This window comes from Kistimonas asteriae, assembly GCF_018263925.1.
Classification (GTDB): domain Bacteria; phylum Pseudomonadota; class Gammaproteobacteria; order Pseudomonadales; family Endozoicomonadaceae; genus Kistimonas; species Kistimonas asteriae.
The window spans coordinates 47,818-73,474 of sequence record NZ_JAEVHF010000020.1; the positions used below are offsets into that span (position 1 = coordinate 47,818).

General features: G+C 54.0%; 1 protein-coding gene. It reads right to left on the reverse strand.

All coding sequences use genetic code 11. From position 1 onward, the window contains the following. Positions 1–10: 10 nt before the first annotated feature. Positions 11–25,600 carry an LEPR-XLL domain-containing protein gene (locus KHS78_RS18910; RefSeq protein ID WP_211830291.1) on the reverse strand — a complete coding sequence of 8,530 codons (25,590 nt, stop codon included), beginning with the start codon at positions 25,598–25,600 and terminating at the stop codon, positions 11–13. Positions 25,601–25,657: the final 57 nt, after the last annotated feature.

Genomic DNA, 25,657 nt, shown 5'->3' on the forward strand with positions numbered 1-25,657 from the left:
ACAACATACCTTAAAGCGAAACGTTATCCCAGCGCATAAAGCGTTTCGCCCGTTGCCGCTTCTGCAGATCGCTGACGGCAGACTGGTTAAATTTCGCATCAGCCTTACCCTTGCGACGTGCCAGTGCTGCGGTTCCCCAGGCCAGCGAAGCAGCTGCCATCGGTCCGGTAGCGGCAAGGTCACCTTCTTTGCCACTCTTCTCCGGCACAGTCGCTTCTGCACGATTCAGGCTATCCAGCTGCGGATTGACTTCAACTTCTGTATCCACTGCAGCCGAGTCTTCTACCGGCGCCCCCTCCTGCACAGCAGGTTCTGCACAAGGGATCACATTCCCGTTTTCATCCGTACCCGATTCACACTGTGCCGGTTCTGCGCTCTCTCCGTCACCCGCAGCTGTCGGCTCGGATGGCAGCAGGAAGTCTATACCTGCAGACCGGGCACTGGAGCGGTTATTATCCGAGATATGAGCCACCAGGTTCTCAAGGAAGTCCTGAGCATTCGCAGCATTCCCCCGCATTGGTGTGGCAATACCCAGTGCATTGATAGGCCGCAGGTTCAGGAAACTGTGGGTATTGATCGCAGTCACCTTGGTATAGAGCGATTTTTCTGTGACCCGTAGAAGATCCAGTCCACCTTGCGCCAGCGTAACGATCACCGTCGCCTGTTCTGCATTCCCGTTTTCAGCAAAGGTCATCCGGGCATATTCACCCACCATGATGTCTTCTGACAGGTTTCCGTAGAACAGATCACTGCCGAAGCCGCCGATCATGCGATCCAGGCCCTCACCCCCCTTCAGGGTGTCATCGCCGCCGGTGAAGAAGTCGATGGTTTCAAGAATCAGGCTCTGGCTGGTGCGCGTCACTTTTGCACCATCACCAACAATGAGGTCATCGCCGTCATTGCCTTCCATCACATCATTATCGACACCACCAAACAGAACATCCCGGTCAGAACCACCAATCAACAGGTCATCGTCGCCCAGCACCGTACTGCCGGTTGCACCTTCTACATAACGACCAGCCGCATCACTGTCGACATAACCATCATCACCGATCATGACCGTTTCACCGCTGGCGTTCTCGATAGTATCCGCACCGACACCGCCCAGTGCCTGATCCTCACCGTCGCCCAACGAAATGTCATCATTGCCACCGGTTGAGCCAATGGTATCCAGGGTTTCTACACGGGTACGGACACCTTCCGTAAAGGTCACCCGTCCGTTATCGCCCACAACCGTGTCATTACCAGCGCCCGCTGTAACAGTATCGCCGGCAAAGCCCGCCAGAATAACGTTGTCACCATCACCAGCCCGAATGGTATCAATACCGCCAAGAGCAAAGTCGGTGGTTTCGGCCTCCGTAATCAATCCTCTCGCGTCATAGCGAACAACGCCGTTGTCGCCGAGAATATGATCATCACCATTACCCGTCACAACCTCATCATTACCCATGCCGGCAATAATCGTATTGTTACCGTCTGACAGCGTGATGGTGTCGTCAGAACCCTGTGATGGCAGCGTGCTGATCGCCTCACGGAGAATATCCGTGCTATCCCACGTCATCTGGCCATGGTCACCGATCACCTGATCGATACCGCTGCCGGCATTGATCAGGTCGGCACCGGTGCCGCCAATCACGCGGTTGAAACCATCACCCACGACAATGGTGTCATCGCCACCTGTCGTATCATCAAGATCCGTACTCACCAGTGTAATCAGGTGACCATTGGTAAACAGGGCTGAACCATTGTCACCAATCACGATGTCATCATCACCTGCTGTGGTGACTTCATCACCCCCCTGTCCGGCAATCACCACGTTATCGCCTGTCGACAAGCCAATAACATCGTTACCCCCCTGATCATTCAGAGTACTGGTAGCAGATTGGAGAATGTCAGTAAGGTCATAAAGCAGAATACCGTGATCACCGAGGACATGATCTACGCCAGTTCCAGCGGTGATCGTATCTGTACCGGTGCCACCAATCACGCGGTTGAAGCCGTCTCCGACGTTGAGGGTGTCATCGCCACCGGTTGTATCATCCAAATCTGTACTAGTCAGCGTGATCAGGTGACCATCGGTGAACTGGGCAGAGCCGTTGTCACCGATCACGATGTCATCACCGCCGGTGGTGATCACTTCATCATTACCCTGGCCGGCTATCACCACATTACTGCCGTTGGATAACGTGATCACATCACGCGCGCCCTGATCAATCAGTGCACTCTCGGCGGACTGCAGGATATCGGCTACATCGTAGGTCAACGTACCATGGTCACCGAGGGCATGATCTACACCCGTGCCAGCGGTGATCGTATCTGTACCGGTGCCACCAATCACCCGGTTGAAGCCGTCACCCAGATCCAGAGTGTCATCCCCCCCCGTTGTATCATCCAGATCTGTGCTGGTCAGCGTGATCAGATGGCCATCAATGAACTGGGCTGAGCCGTTGTCACCGATCACGATGTCATCACCACCAGTGGTGATCACTTCATCGTTACCCTGACCTGCGATAACCACATTATTGCCACTGGAAAGGTTGATCACATCACGAGCGCCCTGATCATGGAGACTGCTCACAGCAGACTGCAGGATATCGGTTACATCGTAGGTCAACGTACCATGGTCACCGAGCACATGGTCTACACCCGTGCCACCAGTGATGGTATCTGTGCCGGTACCACCAAGAACTCGGTTGAAGCCGTCACCCAGATCAAGGGTGTCATCACCGCCAGTCATGTCATCAAGATCTGTGCTGGTAAGTGTGATCAGGTGGCCATCAGTGAACTGGGCAGAGCCGTTGTCACCGATCACGATGTCATCACCACCGGTCGTGGTCACTTCATCATTACCCTGCCCTGCTATCACTACATTGCTGCCGCTGGACAGAGCAATCACATCACGAGAGCCCTGATTATGGAGGCTGCTCACTGCAGACTGCAGGATATCGGTTACATCGTAGGTCAACGTACCATGGTCACCGAGCACATGGTCTTCACCCGTGCCACCAGTGATGGTATCTGTGCCGGTACCACCAATCACGCGGTTGAAGCCGTCGCCAAGGTTCAGAGTGTCATCACCGCCAGTCATGTCATCAAGATCTGTGCTGGTCAGTGTGATCAGGTGACCATCGGTGAACTGGGCAGAGCCGTTGTCACCTATCACGATGTCATCACCAGCAGTGGTGATCACTTCATCGTTACCCTGACCTGCGATAACCACATTATTGCCACTGGAAAGGTTGATCACATCACGAGTGCCCTGATTATGGAGGCTGCTCACAGCAGACTGCAGGATATCGGCTACATCGTAGGTCAACGTACCATGGTCACCGAGGACATGGTCTACACCCGTGCCACCAGTGATAGTGTCTGTTCCGGTACCACCAATCACGCGGTTGAAGCCGTCGCCAAGGTTCAGAGTGTCATCACCACCAGTCATGTCATCAAGATCAGTGCTGGTCAGTGTGATCAGGTGACCATCGGTGAACTGGGCAGAGCCGTTGTCACCGATCACGATGTCATCACCGCCGGTGGTGGTCACTTCATCATTACCCTGACCTGCGATAACCACATTATTGCCACTGGAAAGGTTGATCACATCACGAGCCCCCTGATCATTAAGGCTGCTCATTGCGGACTGCAGGGTATCGGTTATGTCGTAAACCATTGATCCGTGGTCACCGATCACATGATCCATACCGACACCCGTGGTGATGGTATCAGTACCTGCACCGCCTATGACCCGATTAAAGCCATCACCGGCATTCAGTTGATCATTGTCACCTGTCGTATCATCAGCATCTGTGGACTCAAGCGTAATCAGGTGACCATCCGTAAAGGTGGCTGTCGCATTATCACCGGCAAGAATGTCATTGCCGGAACCGGCGGTGACATCATCCTGACCAAAGCCTGCAATCACCAGGTTATTACCATCCCCTGCACGAATCGTATCGTTACCACCATTCTGAAGACGGAGAGAAGCAACACTGATGATCTGGCCAGCCGCCAGCGTGATGACACCATGATCACCAAGAATCAGGTCATCATCCGTATCCAGCAGTCCCAGCGGGCTGCCATCTTCATTCGCACCGTACAGCTCATCGCCGCCGACACCACCCAGCAACCAGTCATTACCCGCATTCCCCTGCAGAGTATCGATACCGCCATGATCAACGGTGCGGTTCTGAACCAGATCAATAGTAATCAAGTCGCCATCCACATTGCGATCGACTTCACCATTATCACCGATCAGGATATCGTCTCCGGCATTACCGGCCACCTTGTCCGAACCAGTACCCGCAAGGAGCATGTCATTGTCATCACCGCCCAGCAGGGTATCGTCACCGCCCTGAGCTTCTACCGTGGTCTCAATATGCGACACATTACCGGTTGTCATCAGGCGCAGTTGTTCCGGTGAACCATCACGGATCTGGGTGATGATGCCGTGATCACCAAAGAGAATGTCATCACCGATGCCGCCATCAATGGTGTCATTACCCACAGCAAGATCATCCGCATTGGCGCCATCGTTAACAGGATCGGCGACCGTCACCACTGTCAGCACTTCGGTTGCCAGGCTCAGGCGCTGGGATAGATCAATATTGAAACCGGAATCACCGTAGAGGTGGTCATTGCCACCCAATCCATAGAGGTGGTCATCACCGGAACCACCGGCAATCTGATCATTCCCCTGTGAGCCATAGAGGGTGTCATCACCCGCACCACCATAGATCACAACGCCACTCAACGCGCCAGACGCGTCAATAACATCGTTACCGGCATTGCCATAACCAACCACCGGATCCAGTCCAGCACCTCTCAGCGAAGCATACCGGCTACCATCTTGGCTGGTATCACCAAAGATAATCAGTGGAACGTTATTGGTGTTAGTACCCGTCACAGTAATGGTGTCACCGCCCATCCCGGTATCACCGGACGAAGGATCGACAACCTCCCGATTGCCTCCCCCATGAGCAGTCATTACTGGGTTCTGCCGTTGAACAGTGGCAGTTACGGTTTCATCCGTCAGCTGCTCACCGCTGGCCAGTGACACCTGGCTACCATCCAGCGAAATAGAGGCAATGGTATAGCGACCGTCATTGCCAACCGTATCGGCAACCACAATGGTATCGCCGGCACGGAAGCCCTGGTCAAACCAACTGCTACTATCCTGCAAGGTGATATAACTGACACCCAGCCCCACATTGTGGGAGAACACCATGGCCGCACTGATACTGGTCGCTGTAACGTCAACAGCCAGCGTGTCGTTACCGGAGCCCATAACAACTTCGACCACTTCCATGCCGTAGTACGTCATGCCACCCGCAATGGTTCGATCCGGGGCACCATTTTCACCGGCAACCACAATGGCCGTGTCATCCATATTCAGACCGGTCAGTGATGACGCCGTCAATTGTCCATTGTCATCAGTGTCACTGGCATCATTGAATACCGTCATGGTATCCGTCTGAATGGTTTCATCTGTGATCGAGGGAATGTCTTTGGCAGACGTCGCCTGTTCACTGGGCAGCACAACCGGCGTCTTGAGCGACCGATCCGCCATGGTCGAGCCGCCTTCAAGAATCAATGAACCCTGAATAGCACTGGTCAGACCTTCTGAGCCCACGATGAAATTATCGCTGCCCAAGCCGCCGATCAGTGTCGTGATGACACCTTCACGAGTACTTTCAATAATGAAGGTGTCATTGCCTTCCAACGCATCCACATCGACCGACTCCACACCGTCGTAACTGATATACAGTCCCGCACCGATAATAGAATCTCGGGTCACAGTGAAGGTGTCGTCAGCTTCTGTACCGATCGCTGTCAGCGTGTCGAAACCACTGCCACCGTCAATACTGAGCGGGGCATTGACGTTGTAATCAATGGTATCATCGTCATCACCACCATTGAGGTCAATATCGTCGTCAGCAACAAAGGCACGCACAACGAACTCATCGTTGCCTTTTTCACCCTTCATGAACAACTTGGCCTTGTTGCTGTAAACGGTGAAACTGTCGCCATCATCACCACCCAGCAGGGTCAGCTCTTCGCTGTTGCCATAACTCAGGTAGCCTCGGGTCACTGCCGTTCCGGCGACCTCATCACCGGCAGCCGTGACAGGCGCTTCACCAAAGATCTGGCCCACCTGGAAGGTATCCCGGCCACTGCCACCGTCAATGGTCATCAGTGCACTGGTGTCATCCAGGAAGAAACTGTCACTGCCTTCGCCGCCATTGATCAGCACACCACCGGTCAGGTCATTTAGGCTGTCATCGTAATTGATCCGCTCAACAGGATCGACAAAGGTATTGGTATCAACTTCACCGTGCAGACGGGCGATGAAGTTATTCCGAATCAGGAACACATCATCTTTATCTGCGCTAGTGTCACCAGCGAAGCCCCGGCCGTGGATAGTCAGGTTATCCACACCGTCTGCCGCATCACCGCTGTCATGCACATCAACTACATAATCCGTCAGAGTGACACCGTCAGCATCGGTGTCGGTCATTGTGATGATGTACTGATCACCGCCGCCCTGACCATCCAGGGAAAGCATGTCACTCCGCGAATGCAGTTCGTTAACGGTCAGCGTATCGCCACCTGTACCACCGGTGACGTAGGTATCACCGGCCAGCAGGCTGACATCAATCAGGATACTGTCACCGTCACTACCGCCGTCGACATCAATGCGTGTCGAGCCCGTCAGGCTTCCCAGCAGCTGGATATCATCACTGCCAGCTGCACCAGAAATACTCAGGATACCCGCCGTCGTAATGACGCCATCCAGCAGGATATTGTCACTACCAGCTTCACCTTCGATGGTGATATTAGCGCCACTTAGTGTGCCCTGGTTATGGATCGTGGTACCGGCAGCATCGAGATTCTCGTAATCCCCCTGCAGCAGAAGGTCACCGATGGCACTGACCGTAGCACCCGCTTCAACAATCAGGTTGTCACCGGCACGCAAGGTCACAGTGCCTGCAGTCGACTGGATCGTGACGCCGGTTTTGACGGTCAGGTGATCCTCTTCACCCGCTACATCATTGTTGTCTTCACCGGCATAGAGCAGGATGTCGTCGTCAGTGATAATGGACTTCTCAACCGTGATCGGACTATGAGCCTCAATGTTCACGGTGCCAGTCGCAACTATGCCATTTTCCTGATCAAGTCCACCGATAATCAGGTGACCGGTATTGGTAATCCAGACATTACCGCTGGTCGAACGTCCTTCCATGTAGCCGACAGTCGTCTGGAGCCGCTTGCCTGAGGCACCGATATCGCCTTCAGCAAAGAGCCTTGTTTTACCGGAAGTCACGTTCGATGCATTGACATCCGCATTACCATTCAGGATGTTGTCACGGCCGAGGATAAAGGCCGTGTAATCCGCCCCTGTCCCAATGGTGTTAATGGAGAGGTCACCAGCCGTTTCGATCAGGTAGGTATTGAGTGCACTGCTGGTCGTCACCGTGCCGGCCGAACGGTAGGCGCTGTTGATATCCAGGTCATTGCCGGAGATACCAATCGCATCATTCTCAGACGTCAGGGTAATACTGTTACCAATGACATCCGCTTCCGGCAAGCCGGTCACGACATCACCACTGGCATCCTCGGTATCTTTGATTGCCAGGTGCGCACGCAGATCCACATTACCGCCATCCGCGAGCACTTCACGGATATTCATGTTGCCCAGCACTTCATGGACATAGACATCCGCGCCTGCCGCAATCGTCAGGGTAGCGTCCGTAGCCAGGTCAGTTTCCAGATAATCTCCATCTTCACCAACACCGGCTGACGCCGTGAGACTGAGTTCCGTGGCAGCACTGATATTGGCGAAATCATGATCAAGGCCATCGACAATCGCACCACTTTCCGCCGTGAGATAGATACCACCGGACTGCGCATAGAGGGTACCAACATTGATATCGTCAGTTCGCTCTGTGAGGTAAATATCACCGCTGACACGGGCGGTGAAAATGGCATCGGCCGCCAGGTTGATGTAAATCCGGTCGGAGGCTGAACCGATGGAACCATCCGCCGCTTCAAGAATCACATCATTACTGGTGACATTGGTCACACTGTTACCACCAGCGTTGATAATCGATTTCCCGGTCTTGATCCGAACCGTGTCACCGGCTGACACCGTGTTGAGCTTCATATCCAGTTCAGAGCCAAGGAACACATCGCCACTGGCTGTCGCAGAAATAGAACCCAGCGCATCGACATCCACATCATCACGCAGATCGATGCGAATACCGGTTATGGATGCACCATCCACGGTCGGATCCACAATAATTTCCGCCAGTGTGATGTTGGCGCGGTACTCAGTGGATAACTGGTCATCGCCAGACAGCGTTATCGTATTGGCAGTGACAGAATCAATGGTAAAGAACTGCCCATTCTCATTGGCGTTGTCGGCCGTGCCAAAGACCTGGATGGTCATGCCTGCCTGGAAGCCTTCAGTCAGCCAGTTGCCACCATCAGTACGGACAATGGTGTCAGCACTGCTGCCGTTATTCAGGAAGTTCACCTTGGCCGACGCAATATCACCCGCCAGATAAGCGACATCCGTCCGCTCAGCCGCGGCCAAAGCGACACGTTCATCATCGGTGAGTGAGACCGAAGGCCCACTGAGGTCAATCACCTGGGAACCAGTAGCAGAACCCACACTACCAGAAGCTACGATCATCACCGTGCCAGCAGCGCTGATATTGGCAGCCTCAACAGAGGTCTGCGTATCGGTGATGGGTTCGATCAATCCGGCACTGAACAGGTTCAACAATTCATCTTCGGTCCAGACCTTGATACTCGCAGTCAGGCTGTCCCGTTCAGCATCCGACACCGTATAGGTAAAGCTGTCATTGTAGCTGTCACCATAACCGCCAAACTGGCTATGCAGGCTGTGATATTCCTCGGTTCGCTTGTTAACCAGTGTCTGGATTTCACCATCTGTCCAACCGGCATTGGTGTAATACGTCTGTTCATCGGACGACAGAGAGACCACAAAATTCTCATCATAGGCAGACGAATCAGCCTGCATGCCACGGTATTGCCAGTAAGTCTCGTATTCCTGTTCACGGTTGCTGGCATAATCGATCAAGGTCTGATCGATCTTGTTCTGGGCACCGGTACCGTCGGTCAGTTGCAGATCACTCCAGACGCCATTGAGCAGTTCGTCGTACGTTCGGTCATCACGTACGGCACTGTCATTGGCATCCTTGAGGCTGCCACTTGCCACATTGATATACACATCACCGCTGGCGGACGTGGCGCCTTTCAGTCGCAAATCACCACTGGTTTCCTTGATATAAATATCGGTCTTGGCATCAACTGTCACATAGTGGGACAGACTGTTGCCGGAATTGAGTGCCAGTGCACGACTACTGCTGTTACCAACAGAGCCTTCCTCGGCTACCAGCGCCACGGTGCCGCCCTGCACGGAGCCGTTGTACCAGCTGTTTGAGGTCTTCTGTGCAACCGTAATATTTTCCTTGGCGACCAATCTTACGGTCTCGCCGGAGCCGGCCTGAACACTGTCAATTGCCAGGTCACCACTGCCTGCCTCAATATGCACGACACCGCCGGCGGTCGCTTTCAGGCTGGCATAAGCATCATCCGCCAGATTGACGGTCAGCGCGCCGGAATCCACCATGTCGCCATTACCATCGACAACCACCTGCCCGATATCACCGCTGGCAGACAACACCACACGTTTACCGGTGATATAGGAATCTTCGCTGGTCTGACGGATATCCCCTTTCGACGTAATCGTTGTCGTACCAGAACTGTTCAGGATACTGCCATCAATGAGAATATCCGCGCCGGCCACTGTAGAGGTCAGAGAAACACTGCCAGCGTCATACCCAATGAAGTTAATGTTGACGCCATAGTCAGCCTTGACCGTATGTGTGTGTGTGGTCGTCGTGAACTCTTCCTTCACATACTTGGTGTAGTAGGTCTTCTTGCCGTACCAGGTACTGGTCGTCCAGCGATCTTCGATATAGTTCTTGGTCTTGGAGGCATCGACCTGGGGATCACTGACATAGGTGTAGGCATCGTTTGCCTTACCTGCATCGAGGAAGAAATATGGCCCTTCGTCAGTCAGGGTTGGGCCTTCCAATCGCTCGGTCGTATCCCAGTAATCATCACTGGGATCCTTGGCAAAGGCATCAATACCCAGCCAGCCACTCTTCTTCTCGGTTTTGTAATACCGGGTAGCATCCAGCACATCCACCGACCAGCCATAACGCCAGCCGGACTTGATGGAATAAGTGTCGCTGTCACTGCCAGACACATCGGACTTGCCATCTTCCTTAATGGTGACGCCATTCTCATCCTTGGTATAGATGGTGACGTGGGGATTATCACTGGTGCCCTTGGCCTTGTCCTTGATGACCAGGGTTCCTTCACCCCGCTGGGAGGCATCCAGGCTGTGCACCACGACATCGTAGGCAGTATTGTTGGTTACCGAGATCTTGCCATAACCACCCAGCACCCGAATCTCGCCGGCACCGGTATTGAGCATATGGCCTTCCAGCTCAATGTAACCACCACTGACACGGATTTCCTGGACTTCAATCTTGCCGGTTGTCGTATTGTAATAAACGGTATAGTCATCCGTTGACGCCGTTGTCAGCTTGACCAGACCACTGGCCGACCGGCTGAGATTGGATATTTCGTTGGCTGTCGCCGTGCCAAGCGTCAGGCTGTAATCCGGCTTACCACTCTGCATGACACCGTTCAGGTTCAGGTATTCCGCACTGATGACAATACGGTCACCATAGAGGCTGACACCCGTCGGCGTCTTGGTCAGCTCAGCGACAACCGCTGCATCAGAAGAAGACTGCTGTCCGTTATTGGTCAGAGAATCCAGCTTGGAGTAGGTTTCTCCACCCACGCTGTAATCGGTCAGGCCACTGATGTAGACGCTCTTACCAACCACGTTCATGTTTTCCGCACGCACCTGGGCTTCAAAGGTCACCTTCCCATCAGGGTTGCTGACCGTCAGGTTACCCTGCGGATTTTCAACATTACCGGTGATGGTAATATCTGGCGTTGGAATGCCCGCATTAGCCGGATCACTCTCATCAAAGGTATTAGCGATCGTAATAAACGGCGGATTTTCACTACCCCCTGCGGTTACCGTGGAGAAGCTGGCGGAACCCGCCGTAACCCCTTCATCGGCCTGGTTATACGTTTCAATCTCGCTATTGCTGGCGACTTCAACACCGTTCAGGAACAGTCCACCGTTGGAATCCGGAATCGAAATCCCCTTGATTTCCAGGAACGCGGCCGTGTTGTTGGTGATCTCAACGCTGGCATCACCCGGCGCATCAAAGACACCGGTTCCTTCCAGCACATCGGAACGCACATCAATGGTTCCCGCCTGAGCCCAGATCGGGTCAACCTCTACAACAAGAACATCCTGTTTGTTATAACCGGACAAACCATTTTCATCCGTACTCCACAGGCCCTGGGCTTCCAGTTCATTAGTGATACGAGTCACTTCAGACTCGTAGAACGCCTTAAGATTGGCATTGGTATCCTTGTACTGGTTCAGCTGCTTCTGCGCATATTGCAGTTCCTGAACCAGCTCAGAATCCAGCTGATCCGTGACGGTACGGAAGGTCACGCCGTCAGTCTGGGTACTACTGGTTACCTGGCCATTCACAATGGCATCGAGTACCAGTTCCTGTTTGCGATCAATACCCGTACGGACGGTGCCGTCAACATCGACGGTGGCATGAGCCTCGGTTTCAATTGTTCCGTCGTACAGTTCAGAGCCACCGCTGATCGCCTTGGCCACCTCGCTGGTCCAGTTCACGCCCTTGGCCTTGGCTGCCATATCGGCAAAGCCCAGACGTTCGGCATGCAGCTTGGCATCGCGAGCTGTTTCCAGAACCGCGCCTGCGGCGACGGTAATGGTATTGTTCTGGATCAGCTTCGCCGTCGCATCCAGGCTGTTAATAGGGATAGCACTGCCGGCAAAATTATCTGTACGGGCTTCCAGCTTGTACTGATCACGATTGAAGCTGGTGTCTGTGCCTGTTGAGATATTGAGGTTGCCGTCAGTGGTCAGGTAACTGTTCGCGGCAAATGTCACCTTGTTTTCAGGGCGTACTTCTACCGTCGTGTCCGCCACGGCAACCGTACCACCACCGTAGGTTTCCACGTTGACCTTGCCGACGGCCTCACCGGTACCACGGGCAGAGATCTGGACATCACCAACACTGCTCAGCTGTGCGCTGTTACCAACAGACACTTCAGCGATATTGGTATCGGTCTTGATCTCCATTGTCGAACCGGCGCCTGATACCGCACCACCGGAGATCAGGGTGACTTTGTCGTTCAGGATGAAGTCATTGAGGGAATCCAGCGTCATGTCACCAGCATCCGATGCACCATCTTCTACGGTCAGTGACGCACGATCACCAATAACCACACGGGTGGTCATATTGACGTTGGTAAAGCTGTCCGCACCAGCGGCACTGGCGACACCGCCAGTGGTTCCCTTGATATTGTCACCGGATACACCGTTCTTGCGCAGTTTGGTGATCGCATCCATGTCAATATCGGTTGCCTTGACCACAGCATCGGCACCGATGCCAGCGGTCACATTAGCCGTTACATCATGATCTGCCTTGGCGCCTGTTGCTCCCAGAATACCGCCAGAACCGACAGTGATTTTGCTGTCAAAGGTGGCATTCTGCTCCGCCTTGATGACCAGTGTGCCAGCCCCACGTTGTGTCAGGTCGATATCCTTGCCGCTGGCACCTTCACGAATTTCTGCAGTGACGGTGCTCTTGTTGACAGTAATGGCTTCAGTACCGGAACCCCCGGCAAGGCCACCAGCCCCTGCGGTACCTTCTGCATAGTTATCATCATTACCTACAGCGGTGATCTGGAGTGTGGAACCTGTCAGATCAACCCCATCGCCCAGGAAAGCTAGCGTTGTCGTATTTGACTTGGCTTTGGCCGAACTGCCACCCGCTGCGAGCAGACCGCCAGAGTAGCTGTCAGCCTCGGCTTTCTGCTTGGTATTGTTGGTTGCTGAAAGTGTCGTCGCGCCGGTAATTGCCAGGGTTGCGCCATCTGCAACAAAGCTCTTTACGGTGCTGTTGTTATTGATGGTTGAAAGAGTCGCATCGACCCCAATCAAGGCACCGGCAACACCCAGAGAGTAAGACTTCGCGGAATAACTGTTATCAGGTACTTTGGTTTCTGCCGTCAGTGACAAACTGGCTGCAGTAATGCTGATACTGCCTTTCGCGTCATCATCAGGATCACCCAGGGCTGCAATCACCGTGGGTTCAATGGTGATATCCGTCAGTGAGACGCCGACAGCAAGGCCACCCGCATTAACACCGTGCACTGTTACGTCCGCTTTCGGTGTTGCCGCAGCCTGTATATCCACCGTATTGGTGACGGTGACAGCAGCGTTATTACCAATAAAGGCCTTCACGCTCGGATCGATCCGAACCCTGGCATCATTGCCTGAACCTGCACCGATACCGGCTGCAACCGACCAGATATTTTCAGTGACCGTCGCGTTTGATGTTGCCGTAATCAGGACATCACCGACTGAATCACTTCCCTGCCCAACCTGGGCATAATTACCCAGATAAGCCAACGTAGAACCACCGATATCAACATCACCAGCTGCAGCACCCGCGGCTGCGGCACCCGCCGTTACGCCTTTGGCCTCAACGTCATAATTGCGGGAAGCTTCTGCGGTAATGATCAGGTCATCAGCCTTGGTAATCCGTGCTCCGTTTGACGACGATGAACCATGGTCAACAAACGCCCGCTGCGTTGCCGTGTCGTTGATAACGCTGACCTGGGCACCCAGACCTACCGTACCCGCGGAGCCGCCATAGGCGTAGACATCCACGTCCTCGGCAGTAAAGACAGCCTTTATCTTGATATCATCGGTCGCCGATATATCCGTGTTGTTATCGATATAAGCGGTTGTCGCACCCGAAAGATTCAGTACACCGACAGAACCACCGGCACTCAGACCGACGCCCCCGATCGCTGCACCACCGGCAATCTGTTCAATATCCGCCGTGTCCGTCGCCTTCACCAGGATATCTGCTGAAGCACCGTTGCTGCCTGCCGTGACCTGTGCACCGTCACCGATATATGCTGTCGTGTCAGAAACGGAGGGGTCTTCGCCTACTGTGACAGTAAAGAGACTGCTACTGGCAACACCATCCGCTCTCTGCGCCGTATCATCCGATCCCAGCCCGTTGGCATTGCCATCATTGAATGCAGCATCAATCTTTTCCTGTGCCGGCGTCGCCTGTTCATTGCCGGTCGTATCAAGACCGGTACCAACACTGATAACCGAGACTGCCCCACTGATACCAAAGGTCGCACCACCGGCAAACGCCATGACCATCGAATCAATGGTTCGGTTGGCTTCCGCCTCAACGGTCACATCCCCCTCAGCGGTCACCACACTGTTTGCACCGATATGCGCATCCACAGCGTTTTTAACCGTGACGACATCAATGGAAGCACCGATGCCACCGCCACCCAGTGCACCAGCGCCAATATCGTTATCAAATGTCGTGTTACTTGTTGCCTTAACCTTGGTATGTAACCCAGACGTGACACTGGCATTCGTTGCCGCGCCACTATTGGGCACATAGGCGCCAATCCATGCTCCGGTGTTTGAGTGGGTTTCAACAACAGAGACAGAACCCCCAAGCCCCGTACCGCCTACCGCGAGCGTACCAACCAGTACCGAGACATTTTCTGTCGCATCACTATTCACCTGGACACTGTCGTCAGCAACGAGGGTCGCCCCTTCGATATAGGCGCGGGTATTACCATCCAGCAGACCTACTGCAACAGAACCGCCGGCACCGACAATACCGCCGCCGATGGCACCGTCATACAGCTCCAGCTCAACACGACTGTTGGCGTCAACAGAAACACCCGCATCACTGGTCACCTTGGCCAGGCGAATAAACGCATCCGTATCAGACGTACTCTTCACACCAGACGCCGCACCGGCCACACCGGCATAAAAACCAACCCCAACGCCGGCACTGGCAGAGAGAATCTTTTCACGACTCAGGGCAGAGACGTCGAGGCCTTCACCGGTGTAGATATGATCTTCATCGGTCGCGACATCATCATCGGCGACATAGGCCTGTGTGGTGTTATCCACAATATCAGTATCAATAGAAGCACCAACACCTGCTGCACCGCCACCAAAGGCAAGCGCACCACCGCCACTACTGATATCGGTGTGCTGATGCGCACGAACCTTGACCTGCTTACCCCGGTTACTACTGTTATTGACGGAAGAATCACTGATATAGGCGCGTGTCGTATTGGTGACCTTATTGACGATCACATTGGCGCCGATACCCACCTGTCCTGCAAGCCCAAGACTCACCGCAACCACATCGATTTCTTCATCATTGGTGGCAATAACGGCCAGACCATTGAGGTTTTCAGTACTTTCAGTACCTGCAGAATCATCTGCCCACTGTTTGATACTCAGCGAACTGCCAGCCCCTTTTGCGACAACCGTTGCATCACCACTGATATAGGCCTGGGTATCGTTATCCAGCTGGTTAACAACCACGGTGCCGCCAACACCGACCGTACCGGAACCACTGAGTGTACCGGCATACGATGTGATGGTGTCGTCAGATTCCGCCTGAACCAGGATGTTGTCGTCGGTAGTGACTGTGCCGCCGTTGATATACGCCCGCACATCATTGTGAATCAGGTTGCTGGATGCGGATCCCGCCACACTGGCCGTACCAGAACCGGAAATACCTGCCGATAGTGTCGAAATCGTCGCATCAGAGGTTGCCACAATGCGGATATTGCCGGCATTGCCCGCCGTTACGATAACGCTGGAACTATCGACATAAGACTTAACCGTATTGTCGATCTCGTTATAGGCGACAGCCGCACCAATGGCGACAGTCCCGGAGCCACTGATCTGGGCAGAACCTGAACGGATATCGGACGTGTCAGAAGCCAAGACATCAATGTCACCGGTAGCAGTGACTGAAGCATTGCCACTGATATGAGCATCGACGGTTTTACGAATCCAGTTCAGAGAGAAGGAGCCCGCACCGGCAAAGGTGCCAGAACCGGAAATAGACACACTGAACGTATTAATGTCAGCATCAGAGGTCGCATCCACGGTCACGGTATCAGCAATGACGGTGGCGTTATCAATGTAGGCCCTGATGATGTTGGCCGTATCATAATCGCCCGGATCATCCGGGTTACCACCCACATAGTTGTAACCCACGGCCGCACCAATCGCAGCGGTTCCTGCACCACTGCCACCACCGGCCAGCGAGTTCAGTGTCGCCTGATCAGAAGCTGATACTTTCACGGCACCACTGCTGGCCTGTGCCTTGGCACTGTCAGCAATACGTGCTTCAACGCTGTTGCGGATCCAGTTCAACGACAGTGAGGCAGCACCACCAACGGTACCGGCACCCGAGCCACTGATAGTGAATGACCAGATCTGGGCATCCAGTATCGGATCATCGCTGGAATCCTGATCACCATCATCGGCCAGTGCTACAGACGGCAACTGATCTGTATTAAGGACTTTTGCAGCAACCTTGATATCACCTGTTGTCGCTGTGGCTTCAGTACCACTGCCTTCTATCCGTGCCTGGAGATCACTGCGCATATCGTTGGTAGCAGAAGCAATAGCCGCCGCCCCCGTACTGGCACCGGAAGCACCACCAGCGACAATCACCATGATCGGTGTTGTCGTTGCACGAACATTGATATCGGTATAGGCCGTGACCTTGGCACCGCCCTGTATAGAGGCATTCACCAGGTTACGCATGAAGTTAATCGAAATAGAGCCCGCTATCGCGACATTGTTGGCACCTGCGGCGCCCACTGTGACGTTGACAATACTGGCTGCCGAGTCGGCATAGACATTAACGGCGCCCTGACTGGAATCCACCGTCGCATTCCCGCCAATGTAGGCGCGGATGATGCCTGTATTGATAGCATCCCTATTCTCCGCCACATCACGGGTCGGATCACCAGGATCACCACCAATGTAGTTGTAGGCGATCGCGGCCCCTAAAGCCCCACTGCCAGAGGAACCGGCTGCCCCAATAGCGATGGAAATCAGGTCGGCATCATCCTCCGCTGCGACTGTCACATCGCCGGATGCATCAACATCCGCGTCGTTGATGTACGCCTCTACGGTGTTATTCAGCCAGTTCAGGGAAATGGCGGCGCCAGCGGCAAAGGTATTCGCGTAAGCACCAGCAATGGTGACATTAATAATCTGTGCACCGAAGTCGGTATCTGAAGGCAGCTCAGAGGTATCAACCCCGAGGCCTGCCAGATCAACGTCAGAACCGGATGGCGAGAAGCCTGCAAGAACATTCACACCGGCACCGGTTGACTCAACCTTTGCGCCATCAATGGACGCCTGAATCGTATTGCTGACTTCCGTGGTTGAAACAGAGGCTCCAATCGCAGTGCCACTGCCGGAGTAGGCACCCGCGCCGGCAATAACAACCATTGTCGTTGAATCAGCCGCAGCCACGCTGACGGCACCACTGGCCTCAACATCAGTGGCTACTGTTGCGTCGGCATCATCCTTGATACGCGCCTGTATGGTATTGGTCACTTCGTTAACTGAAACAGAGCCACCGGCCGCAAAGTTCTGTCCGCCAGCGCCGCCCACAGCGACACTGACAAGGATGCTTTCAGCGGATGCCAGAACATCCAGCGTTGAGGTATTGGAGACCACTTTTGAGCTGTTGATTTCAGCCAGGATGGTGTTATCAATCAGGTTGACGCCGATAGCGGCTCCCACTGCCCCCTGCTGAGAGGAGTACGCAAGACCACCGGACAGATTAACGCTGGTCGTTGTATCGGATGCAGAAACCAGAACAGCGCCGTCTACGGCAATATCACTGTCGCCGGTGATAGTGGCAGTAATGTCATTATTGGTGTATGTGGCCGCCAGGCTACCGGCAACAGCCAGCTTCTCAGCGCCCGAGCCCCCTACAACCAGGGTGCCCAATACGGAATTTTCTTCGGCCTTAACACTCAAGCCGCCACTGGTGCGCAAGGTTGAGCCAGACACCTTCGCCGTCACCGTGTTATCGATAAAGTTGAAGCCCAGGGCAAAACCCAGCCCCAGCGACTTGCCCTTGGCAAAGCCACCGGCAAAGGAATAAATCGACGACGCATCATCGGCGAGCAGGCTGACATTACCGGTCGAGTCTGCCGTAGTTGTGGTATTGAGCAGTTTGGACTCGACCGTATTGTTGATGAAGTTCATCGACAGGGTGCCAGCAGCCCCCAAGCCGGTCGTGCTTTGTCCGCCGGCAGTCCCCACGGACCCCGTAATAGAAACGACCAGCCCTGTTGACTGTGCTTTGACAGTAACATCACCACCGTGTTTCAGGTTACTGAGGCCATCGATAACCGATTCCGTGGTATTTTGAATTTGTGTGAATGCGACAGCGGAGCCGACGCCTGTCTTGCCACCAAAACCGCCGGAACCGGCAATCAGGATAATCTGGGTATGATCATCAGCATTCAGGTTGATCGTGCCGTCGATGACGGTGTCACCGGAGATAGAAGACAAACCGGTCTTGGTCGTAAAGGTGGTTCTTGTCACGGCAACGGAGCCTGCGATGGCCGTCCCACTACGGCCGGTAGCACCGGCAATACTGGCAGTCAGGGAGGTCACCCAGCCGTTACGGGTTGCATCAAAATCAAGCAAGTCAGCCAGCAGCGAATCTGCACTGACAACCGACGCATTAACAGTACCGGTGACAAAACTGAAGGATGCAGAACCAGCAATCCCTCTAGCAGTACCACCATTGTCATCCTTCACATAGGTCATGGCGCCAGAGATCGAACCATAGATGCTCAGGTCACTGGCTTTGATGGTCAGGTCACCGACATCAATGTCATAGGCATTGCGAATGTACGCTTCCGCATTGTCATCACCGATGTTAATGGTGACAGAGCCGGAGATTCCCATGCCGGTCTGACCAGGCTTGGCGGCTTCTTTCGCGTCTGCCTCCGCCGTCCAGCGGCTGCTCATGTCCGCAATGCCATCCTGGTAGCTCTGGCTCTGGTTCATTTTCATCAATTCCGGACTGGTCGTGGTGGAACCATCGGAATTGCTTAAACCATTGCTGCTGGAAGAATCGGAACTGCCACCGTTGCCATTACTGGAGGTATCCGTCGGGATGCTGTCACTGTCAGCCGCAGGGCTTTTGGACACCTTGGAACCAGCCAGCGCCAGGCTGGCTGCCACCCCGTCATTCTGCGCAAACAGTTTGACGTCACCTGTGGCGGTAAAGCCACCACTGCCATAGCGCGCATCATCACCATAACGGCTACCAATCAGCGCCTCTGTTTCACGCTCAATCACGTTGACGGCTACCGAGGCGCCAACACCGGTGGTTTCAGAGGTCGCCACCGCTCCTGCCACTGTGAAGATGTAAGCCGTATCATTCGCTTCAATCAGTACGGCATTGCCATCATTGTCCGCAGAACCATTGCCAATGGTGACATTGGCACCGTCATCCACCTGGGCAATGGTTGAGTTCAGTACGACGGTGGCCAGCATGGCGCCGTTAAAGGCCATGTTATCAGCCTGGCCGCCAGACGCGCCTAACGTGACTGACAGCGTCTCGTTATCCGCATCGACTTTCAGGCTGTCCGCATACAACGTGACGCCGTCTTCTATCTTCGCCGTGACATCATTGACATAGGCATAACCCAGCAGAGCAACCCCAACGGCATCACCATCATCCGCAGACTTGGAACCATAGCCACCGGCTGTCGCTTTCGGTTTCCAGCCACTGTAGCTTTTATCGTCGCTCTCCGGTTTATCCGTATCACCCGTCACACCAAACGGCGTAAAGTTACCGCCAAGATTGACCATCTGAGCAACACTGACTGCGGATACGGTCACATCCTGGTTACTGGCTGCATCCTGATAGGTGGAGTCCTGGTTGATGGAAGCCCCTTCCTTGATGGTGGCATCCGCACTCTGATTCATGACCAGTACGGCTACAGAACCGGCGGCCGCTTTCTTCTGACCTTCTGCCCGCGAGGCTGTCCAGGAATCAATCAGGTGGTCATCCAGCCCCAGGTTACTGTCAAGATAACTGGCTGCTGTCGTAATAAATTCGCCGATCTTGTTCTGGACCGGATCAAGCATCAGCCACCGTGTGTCATCCTCAAAATCTTGATTATTGAGGTCTACGTTATACTCTGCGACATTGCTCAGGAATTCGTACTGAATCGTTTTTCCAGTACTGTCTTTACTTTCCACCAGCGTACCCTCTGTGAGGGTCGCACCGGTGTCGGTGTCCTTGTAATCAGACTTCCCAGTATCTTCGAGCAGAGGGGCAATCAGGTTCGCGCCCCAAAGACTGGTGGGATCAATTTGATTGCGCGTTTCTGCATTGACTGTCAGCTTTCCAGCCGCATCAACCACCGCATCGTTATTGATATAGGCTTTTGACTTGCTGTCGTAGTAGCCCATAGCGATAGCCGCGGAAAACCCTTTTTCCGTGGTAAACCGGGAGTCATCGCCCGTTGCTGCACCGTAGTCGATCGCCTTGGAGTCTGACGTCAGGCTCGGGCGTGACTCAAGCACAGCCTGAACGGTGATATTGCCACCGGCTTTTACAGTCTGCTTGTTGGCCGCATCCACCACACCGTCGCCGATACGCGCAACCACTTCGTTGTTATCAACATGTACGGCGATCGCCGCCGCAATATCGTATGCATCGCCTTTGGTTTTGGGTTCAGAGGTGGCATTCCACCATTTGTCGAACGCGCTGGATTTGGACGACAAAAATTTTGTCGTGGCATCTTTGACAGGATCAGACAGACGACTTTTCTGCGATTTGGCAGCATCGGTCAGGAAATCGCCCTTGGAGTCTGTCCCAACACCGGCAAATGCCTTAATGCCCGGACTGGTCGGTGGAGACAGGAATAATGAGCCTAATCCGATAATGTTATCTGAAATAGCCCCCAGGCTATTGTTGGCGCCAATGCCCGAATCGGCACCGTTATCATCGAGGATGTGATCATCCATGCTGGCGTCAACGGTGATATCACCTGCGACGGTGACGGTGCCATCCAGGTAAGCATTGGTATGGCTTTCATCAACGGCAATCGCCAGTGCTATACCCAGTTTGCCTTTTACACCGGCAATGGAACGGGCCACTGTCGTATTGATTTCGGAGGTATTGCTGGAGACATTCAGGTTACCGCCAACGGTCATGACAGAGCCATCTTTCACATTGGCTTCTGCCGTTGACTGGATCACACTAACAGCAACTGAGCCTGCCATTTTGGACAGCTTGGTCGGGTTCGCCTCAACATCCATGGCATTTTTGGCATCGGCATGGATGTAAACATCCCCGGCCGCATTCACATTACCGTTGATGTTGACCCGTGATTCATTCTCAATAATGCCGACGGAAGCCGCAAAGCCCCAGGAATAAGGCTTGGCACTGGCCTGCGCCAGAGACGAGGAAACAATCGTGACATTACCGGTATTCTGACTGGTATCCGGAGAAGCTTCTGCAGTGATCTGCGCGAATGAGCCAATCTCAATCTTGGCCGTGGACACCGCACGGGATACCGCCCCTAACAGGGCCAACCCTTCACTGAACTCAATGGCAAACTCGGCAACCGAGAGGGCATTCTCAGCAAACCAGTTATTGTTATTGGAGTTGCTCGCTGCCAGGTAATTCTGGCTGTTAACCACTGCGCCGACCGACACATTGCCGCCCTTCAACGTGGTCTGCGTATTACCGATACCGGCCGTTTCACCAATAAACACCTTGGCTTTCAGATTGTCATAGTTGTACCAGCCAGACGTCCAGGGCAATAACCGCGATTCAGCCAGTACCGTAATATCCCCGTGAACCGCATTGCTGACATTGGTTGACGCCAGTGCGATTAACTGCGCACCTTCATCAATGGTAATTTCTTTGCCCTTGATGGTGATATCGCCCGCCGCTGTCGCATGGCTGGTATCAATTGTATAACCCTTGATCTTGACAGTACCGGCGGCAATCTTGATGTTCATGCCATCAACAGAAATATTGCCGTCAATGGTCGCTGTATTACCCGCGTTCACGGTATAGGTCGCGCTATCCTTTCCGGTAAAGCTGACCCATTCAAAATCTTCCTGGGTAATGGATGAGTCCATTCCCTCAACGATGATTTCGTTATCGGTACCACCACCAATATTGACATTGACCTTGTCAGTTCCTGCCACCAGTCCAGAGATATCGATATAAAACTGATCATTGTCGTTGGCAGAACCCACCAGTGAATCCACACCACCGCCGGTACGCAGTATCACGCCACCTAATGTGAAGCCACTCGCATTCAGTGAGTTAACAGACGCACCACCGGATAGGTCTGCCCGTTCAATACCATCCAGTGTATCGGTTTCAGTGCTACCAATAGCCAGTGTCGCATTATCCAGATCGGCCGGATCTGTTGCATCGTCGCTGGTGATATCTGCCAACACCATATCGGCATCGCGCACTTCGACCAGCCAGTCTTCACCGGCGCCACCGGTGATGGTGTCATTACCCTCGCCACCCGTGAAATAGTCATTACCGATACCGCCAATCAGGGTATCGGCACCAGCTGCACCATCGAGTTTTACATAGCCGGATACGATGTCGTCGCCAGAAAGGCTTCCAGCAGTACCAGTCTTTGCAAGCCCCAGGACTGTTGCCGCCAGTGAACCACCGACCGCGGCAACGGTCAGGTCACCAACGCCAACTGTGGTATCTGTCAGATCAATGCCGGTTTGTGTCGCATTCAGCGAAGCGGTCAGATTGCCGGACGTATCCGCTTCCGCAATGAGATCAAGCACGTCCTGAATGGTTTCTGCATACGACAGGTTGACGTTAACTACCGTGACATCGCGCAGGGTAATGGAGAAGTCCGTGCCATCGACCGTGCCAAGGCCGGACTGGTTATCAAGGTATTGCAGCAGGGTTTCCGCACCCAGCCCGGTGAAGCCGGAGGCATCAATCGTGTTATCACCCGCACCGCCGGTTAATTCGGCAATTTCAACTTGGGACAGGGTATCCGTCGTGCTGCCGTGCACAAGGCTCACATTGGTGAGCGTCATATTTGCGTCGAAGGTTTCTACCAGCGTATCAATGCCTTCACCACCATCAATGACATCAGCACCCCCAAAGCCCGTTAAGGTATCGGCATCATCCTGACCATACAGTTCGTCATCTCCACCGGCGCCAATCAGGGTATCCATCCCTTCTCCGCCGTAAAGCTTGACGCTGCCGGAGAATCCGGATGCATCCAGCAGGTTGCCGCTGGCACCGCCGGTCAGCTCAGCTTTCTCAATCTCACTGAGTGTATCCAGACTTTGAACGCCATCCACACTGCTGACGCCTGCACTGCCCCCGACGTTAAAATCACCATTAACGGTCATTTCGCTGACATTAATGGCAGCCAGATTGTTCGTAAACGTCACAACCCATGCGCCGGCGGAACCGGTCACCGCGACATCTTCATAACCGATATTATCGAGCTGGCGGAGTGCAAACGCGACATCATCAACGTCCGCATCGAACGCCAGGTTTTCTGTCGTTTGACCATCAAACGTCAGCGTGAATGAGCCACTGGTCACGCTCGTCAAGGTGATGGTCTGAACCTCGTTATTGGACTGTCCAGCCTGCGTTGTTTGTACTGCAGCGGAACCACTGGAAAAGCTGCCGGTGACAACCAATGGTTCAATATCCTGAGAACCAAACTCACCAATAAACTGAATCTGCCAGGCGCCGGGGCCGCCGGTGACCTGAATATTTTCTTCATGGAATCCGGTCAGCAGGCTGAGAATATCTGCCAGTTCCTCGGTCGAGGCATCGTGGGCGATAGCTTCGGATTCTTCTCCGCGGAAGGAGACGGTGAACGTGCCATCACTGACACCGGTCAGAACAATGGTCTGGATTTCATCAACTCCTGCCGCTGCATCCAGGCTGGAATCGGTGAGAATGTAGCGGGTATCTCCGCTTTCAATCAGCGTATCGGTGCCACCATTGCCATCGATACTGTCGGCGCCAGTGCCCCCGCTTAGTAGATCATCATTATCCGAACCGACCAGCGTGTCACGACCCGCGCCACCGGATAACGTAACGCCGCCCAAGGTAAAGCCAGACGCATCCAGGGTGTTATCACTCAGGCCACCGGTCAGATCGGCACTTTCTATACGAACAAGCGTGTCTATTTCAGTCGACGTATCGGCATACGTAACCGTCAGTTGGGATTCAAAATCCACCGCAGAGACATCCACCAGGGTGAAATCGACATCCTGCTGTTCCCACAGTGTATCGGTGCCCGCACCACCGTCGATGGCATCGGCTCCGGTACCACCGGTCAGGGTGTCATTGCCAGCTGTACCAGTTAAGGTGTCATTGCCACCGGCACCATCCAGGGTAACGCCACCCAATGTAAAGGCTGAAGCATCCAGCGTATTGTCACTGTCACCGCCGGTCAGCGCTGCAGACTCAAAGCCTGAAAGCGTATCCTCATCGACGCCGTCAATCGTAAGAACAGTGTCTTTTAGTACAAAGTCTGCGTCACGACGTTCACTGACGGTGTCCGTTCCTTCTCCACCACTCAGGGTATCCAGACCTAAACCGCCGCCAAGGGTATCGTTACCCTTGCCACCGACAATAGTGTTGTCATTCGCGTTACCGGCCAACGTATCGTCATAATCGGAACCGGTGATATCACCAAAGCCACTGACGCCTTCAAAACCGGTCGCAATACCAGCATCCAGGTCGACCGTCACACCGGTGCTGTATCCGGAAAAATCCAGCACATCGTCAGAGTCAGCAGACAGGGCTTCAATACCGGTCAGAGAGATACCGGCCAGATCGAGTGAATTACTGCCGGTTATGACCCAGTTATTTTTGCCATCAATGGTGGCGCTGAGCGTGTCATCCCCATTACCACCGGTGATAGCATCAATACCACTGAAGGTCAGGTCACCGGCCGTACCACTGTTGTTTCCGGTCAGCGTCCATGTGGTATCGCTTTCTGCACCCTCCAGGGTGTCACTGCCACTGCCCGCATTAAACGTAATCAGCAGCGTATCATCGCTAAGTGCGGTAATACTTTTATCCAGTGTCAGAGTGTCATCACCATCGGTACCCGTGATCGTGATGTGATTGCTGCTGTCCAGCGTCGCTTCATAAAGGACTGGCGCACCATCCGCGCCGTTATCCACCAATTGCAGGACGGAGGTGTTGTCCTGCTCAATGACCCTGAGCACCAGGTCATTGGCATCGTTGCCCATATCGTGGCTGAGCTCATTGGTCTGCACCGCCATGGCCATGGGGTCGGCAGAAAAGAGCAGCCTTGGCTCCAGGCTCTCAAAGGTAAACCGATGCTGCGCAGACGCACTCTTACGGCGAACCGGCTTTTTCCTGCGGGAGGGCTCTGCCCCGGGCATTTCCCGGCTCAGCAGGCTTTTTCCCAGCGACAGGACGCTGTTCTTCAACCGTGACAGAGGATGAAGGGCGGTTGTCGTCGGAAATGGATATGCCATGGTCTGCGCTTCCGTATTTGTCCGTTTTTATATCCGGTGTCTGGAGTCTGTCCTTAC

What these genes read in the sequence shown, in the direction of transcription:
- KHS78_RS18910 (WP_211830291.1), bottom strand. Translation starts at nt 25,600, where the DNA reads ATGGCATATCCATTTCCGACGACAACCGCCCTTCATCCTCTGTCACGG.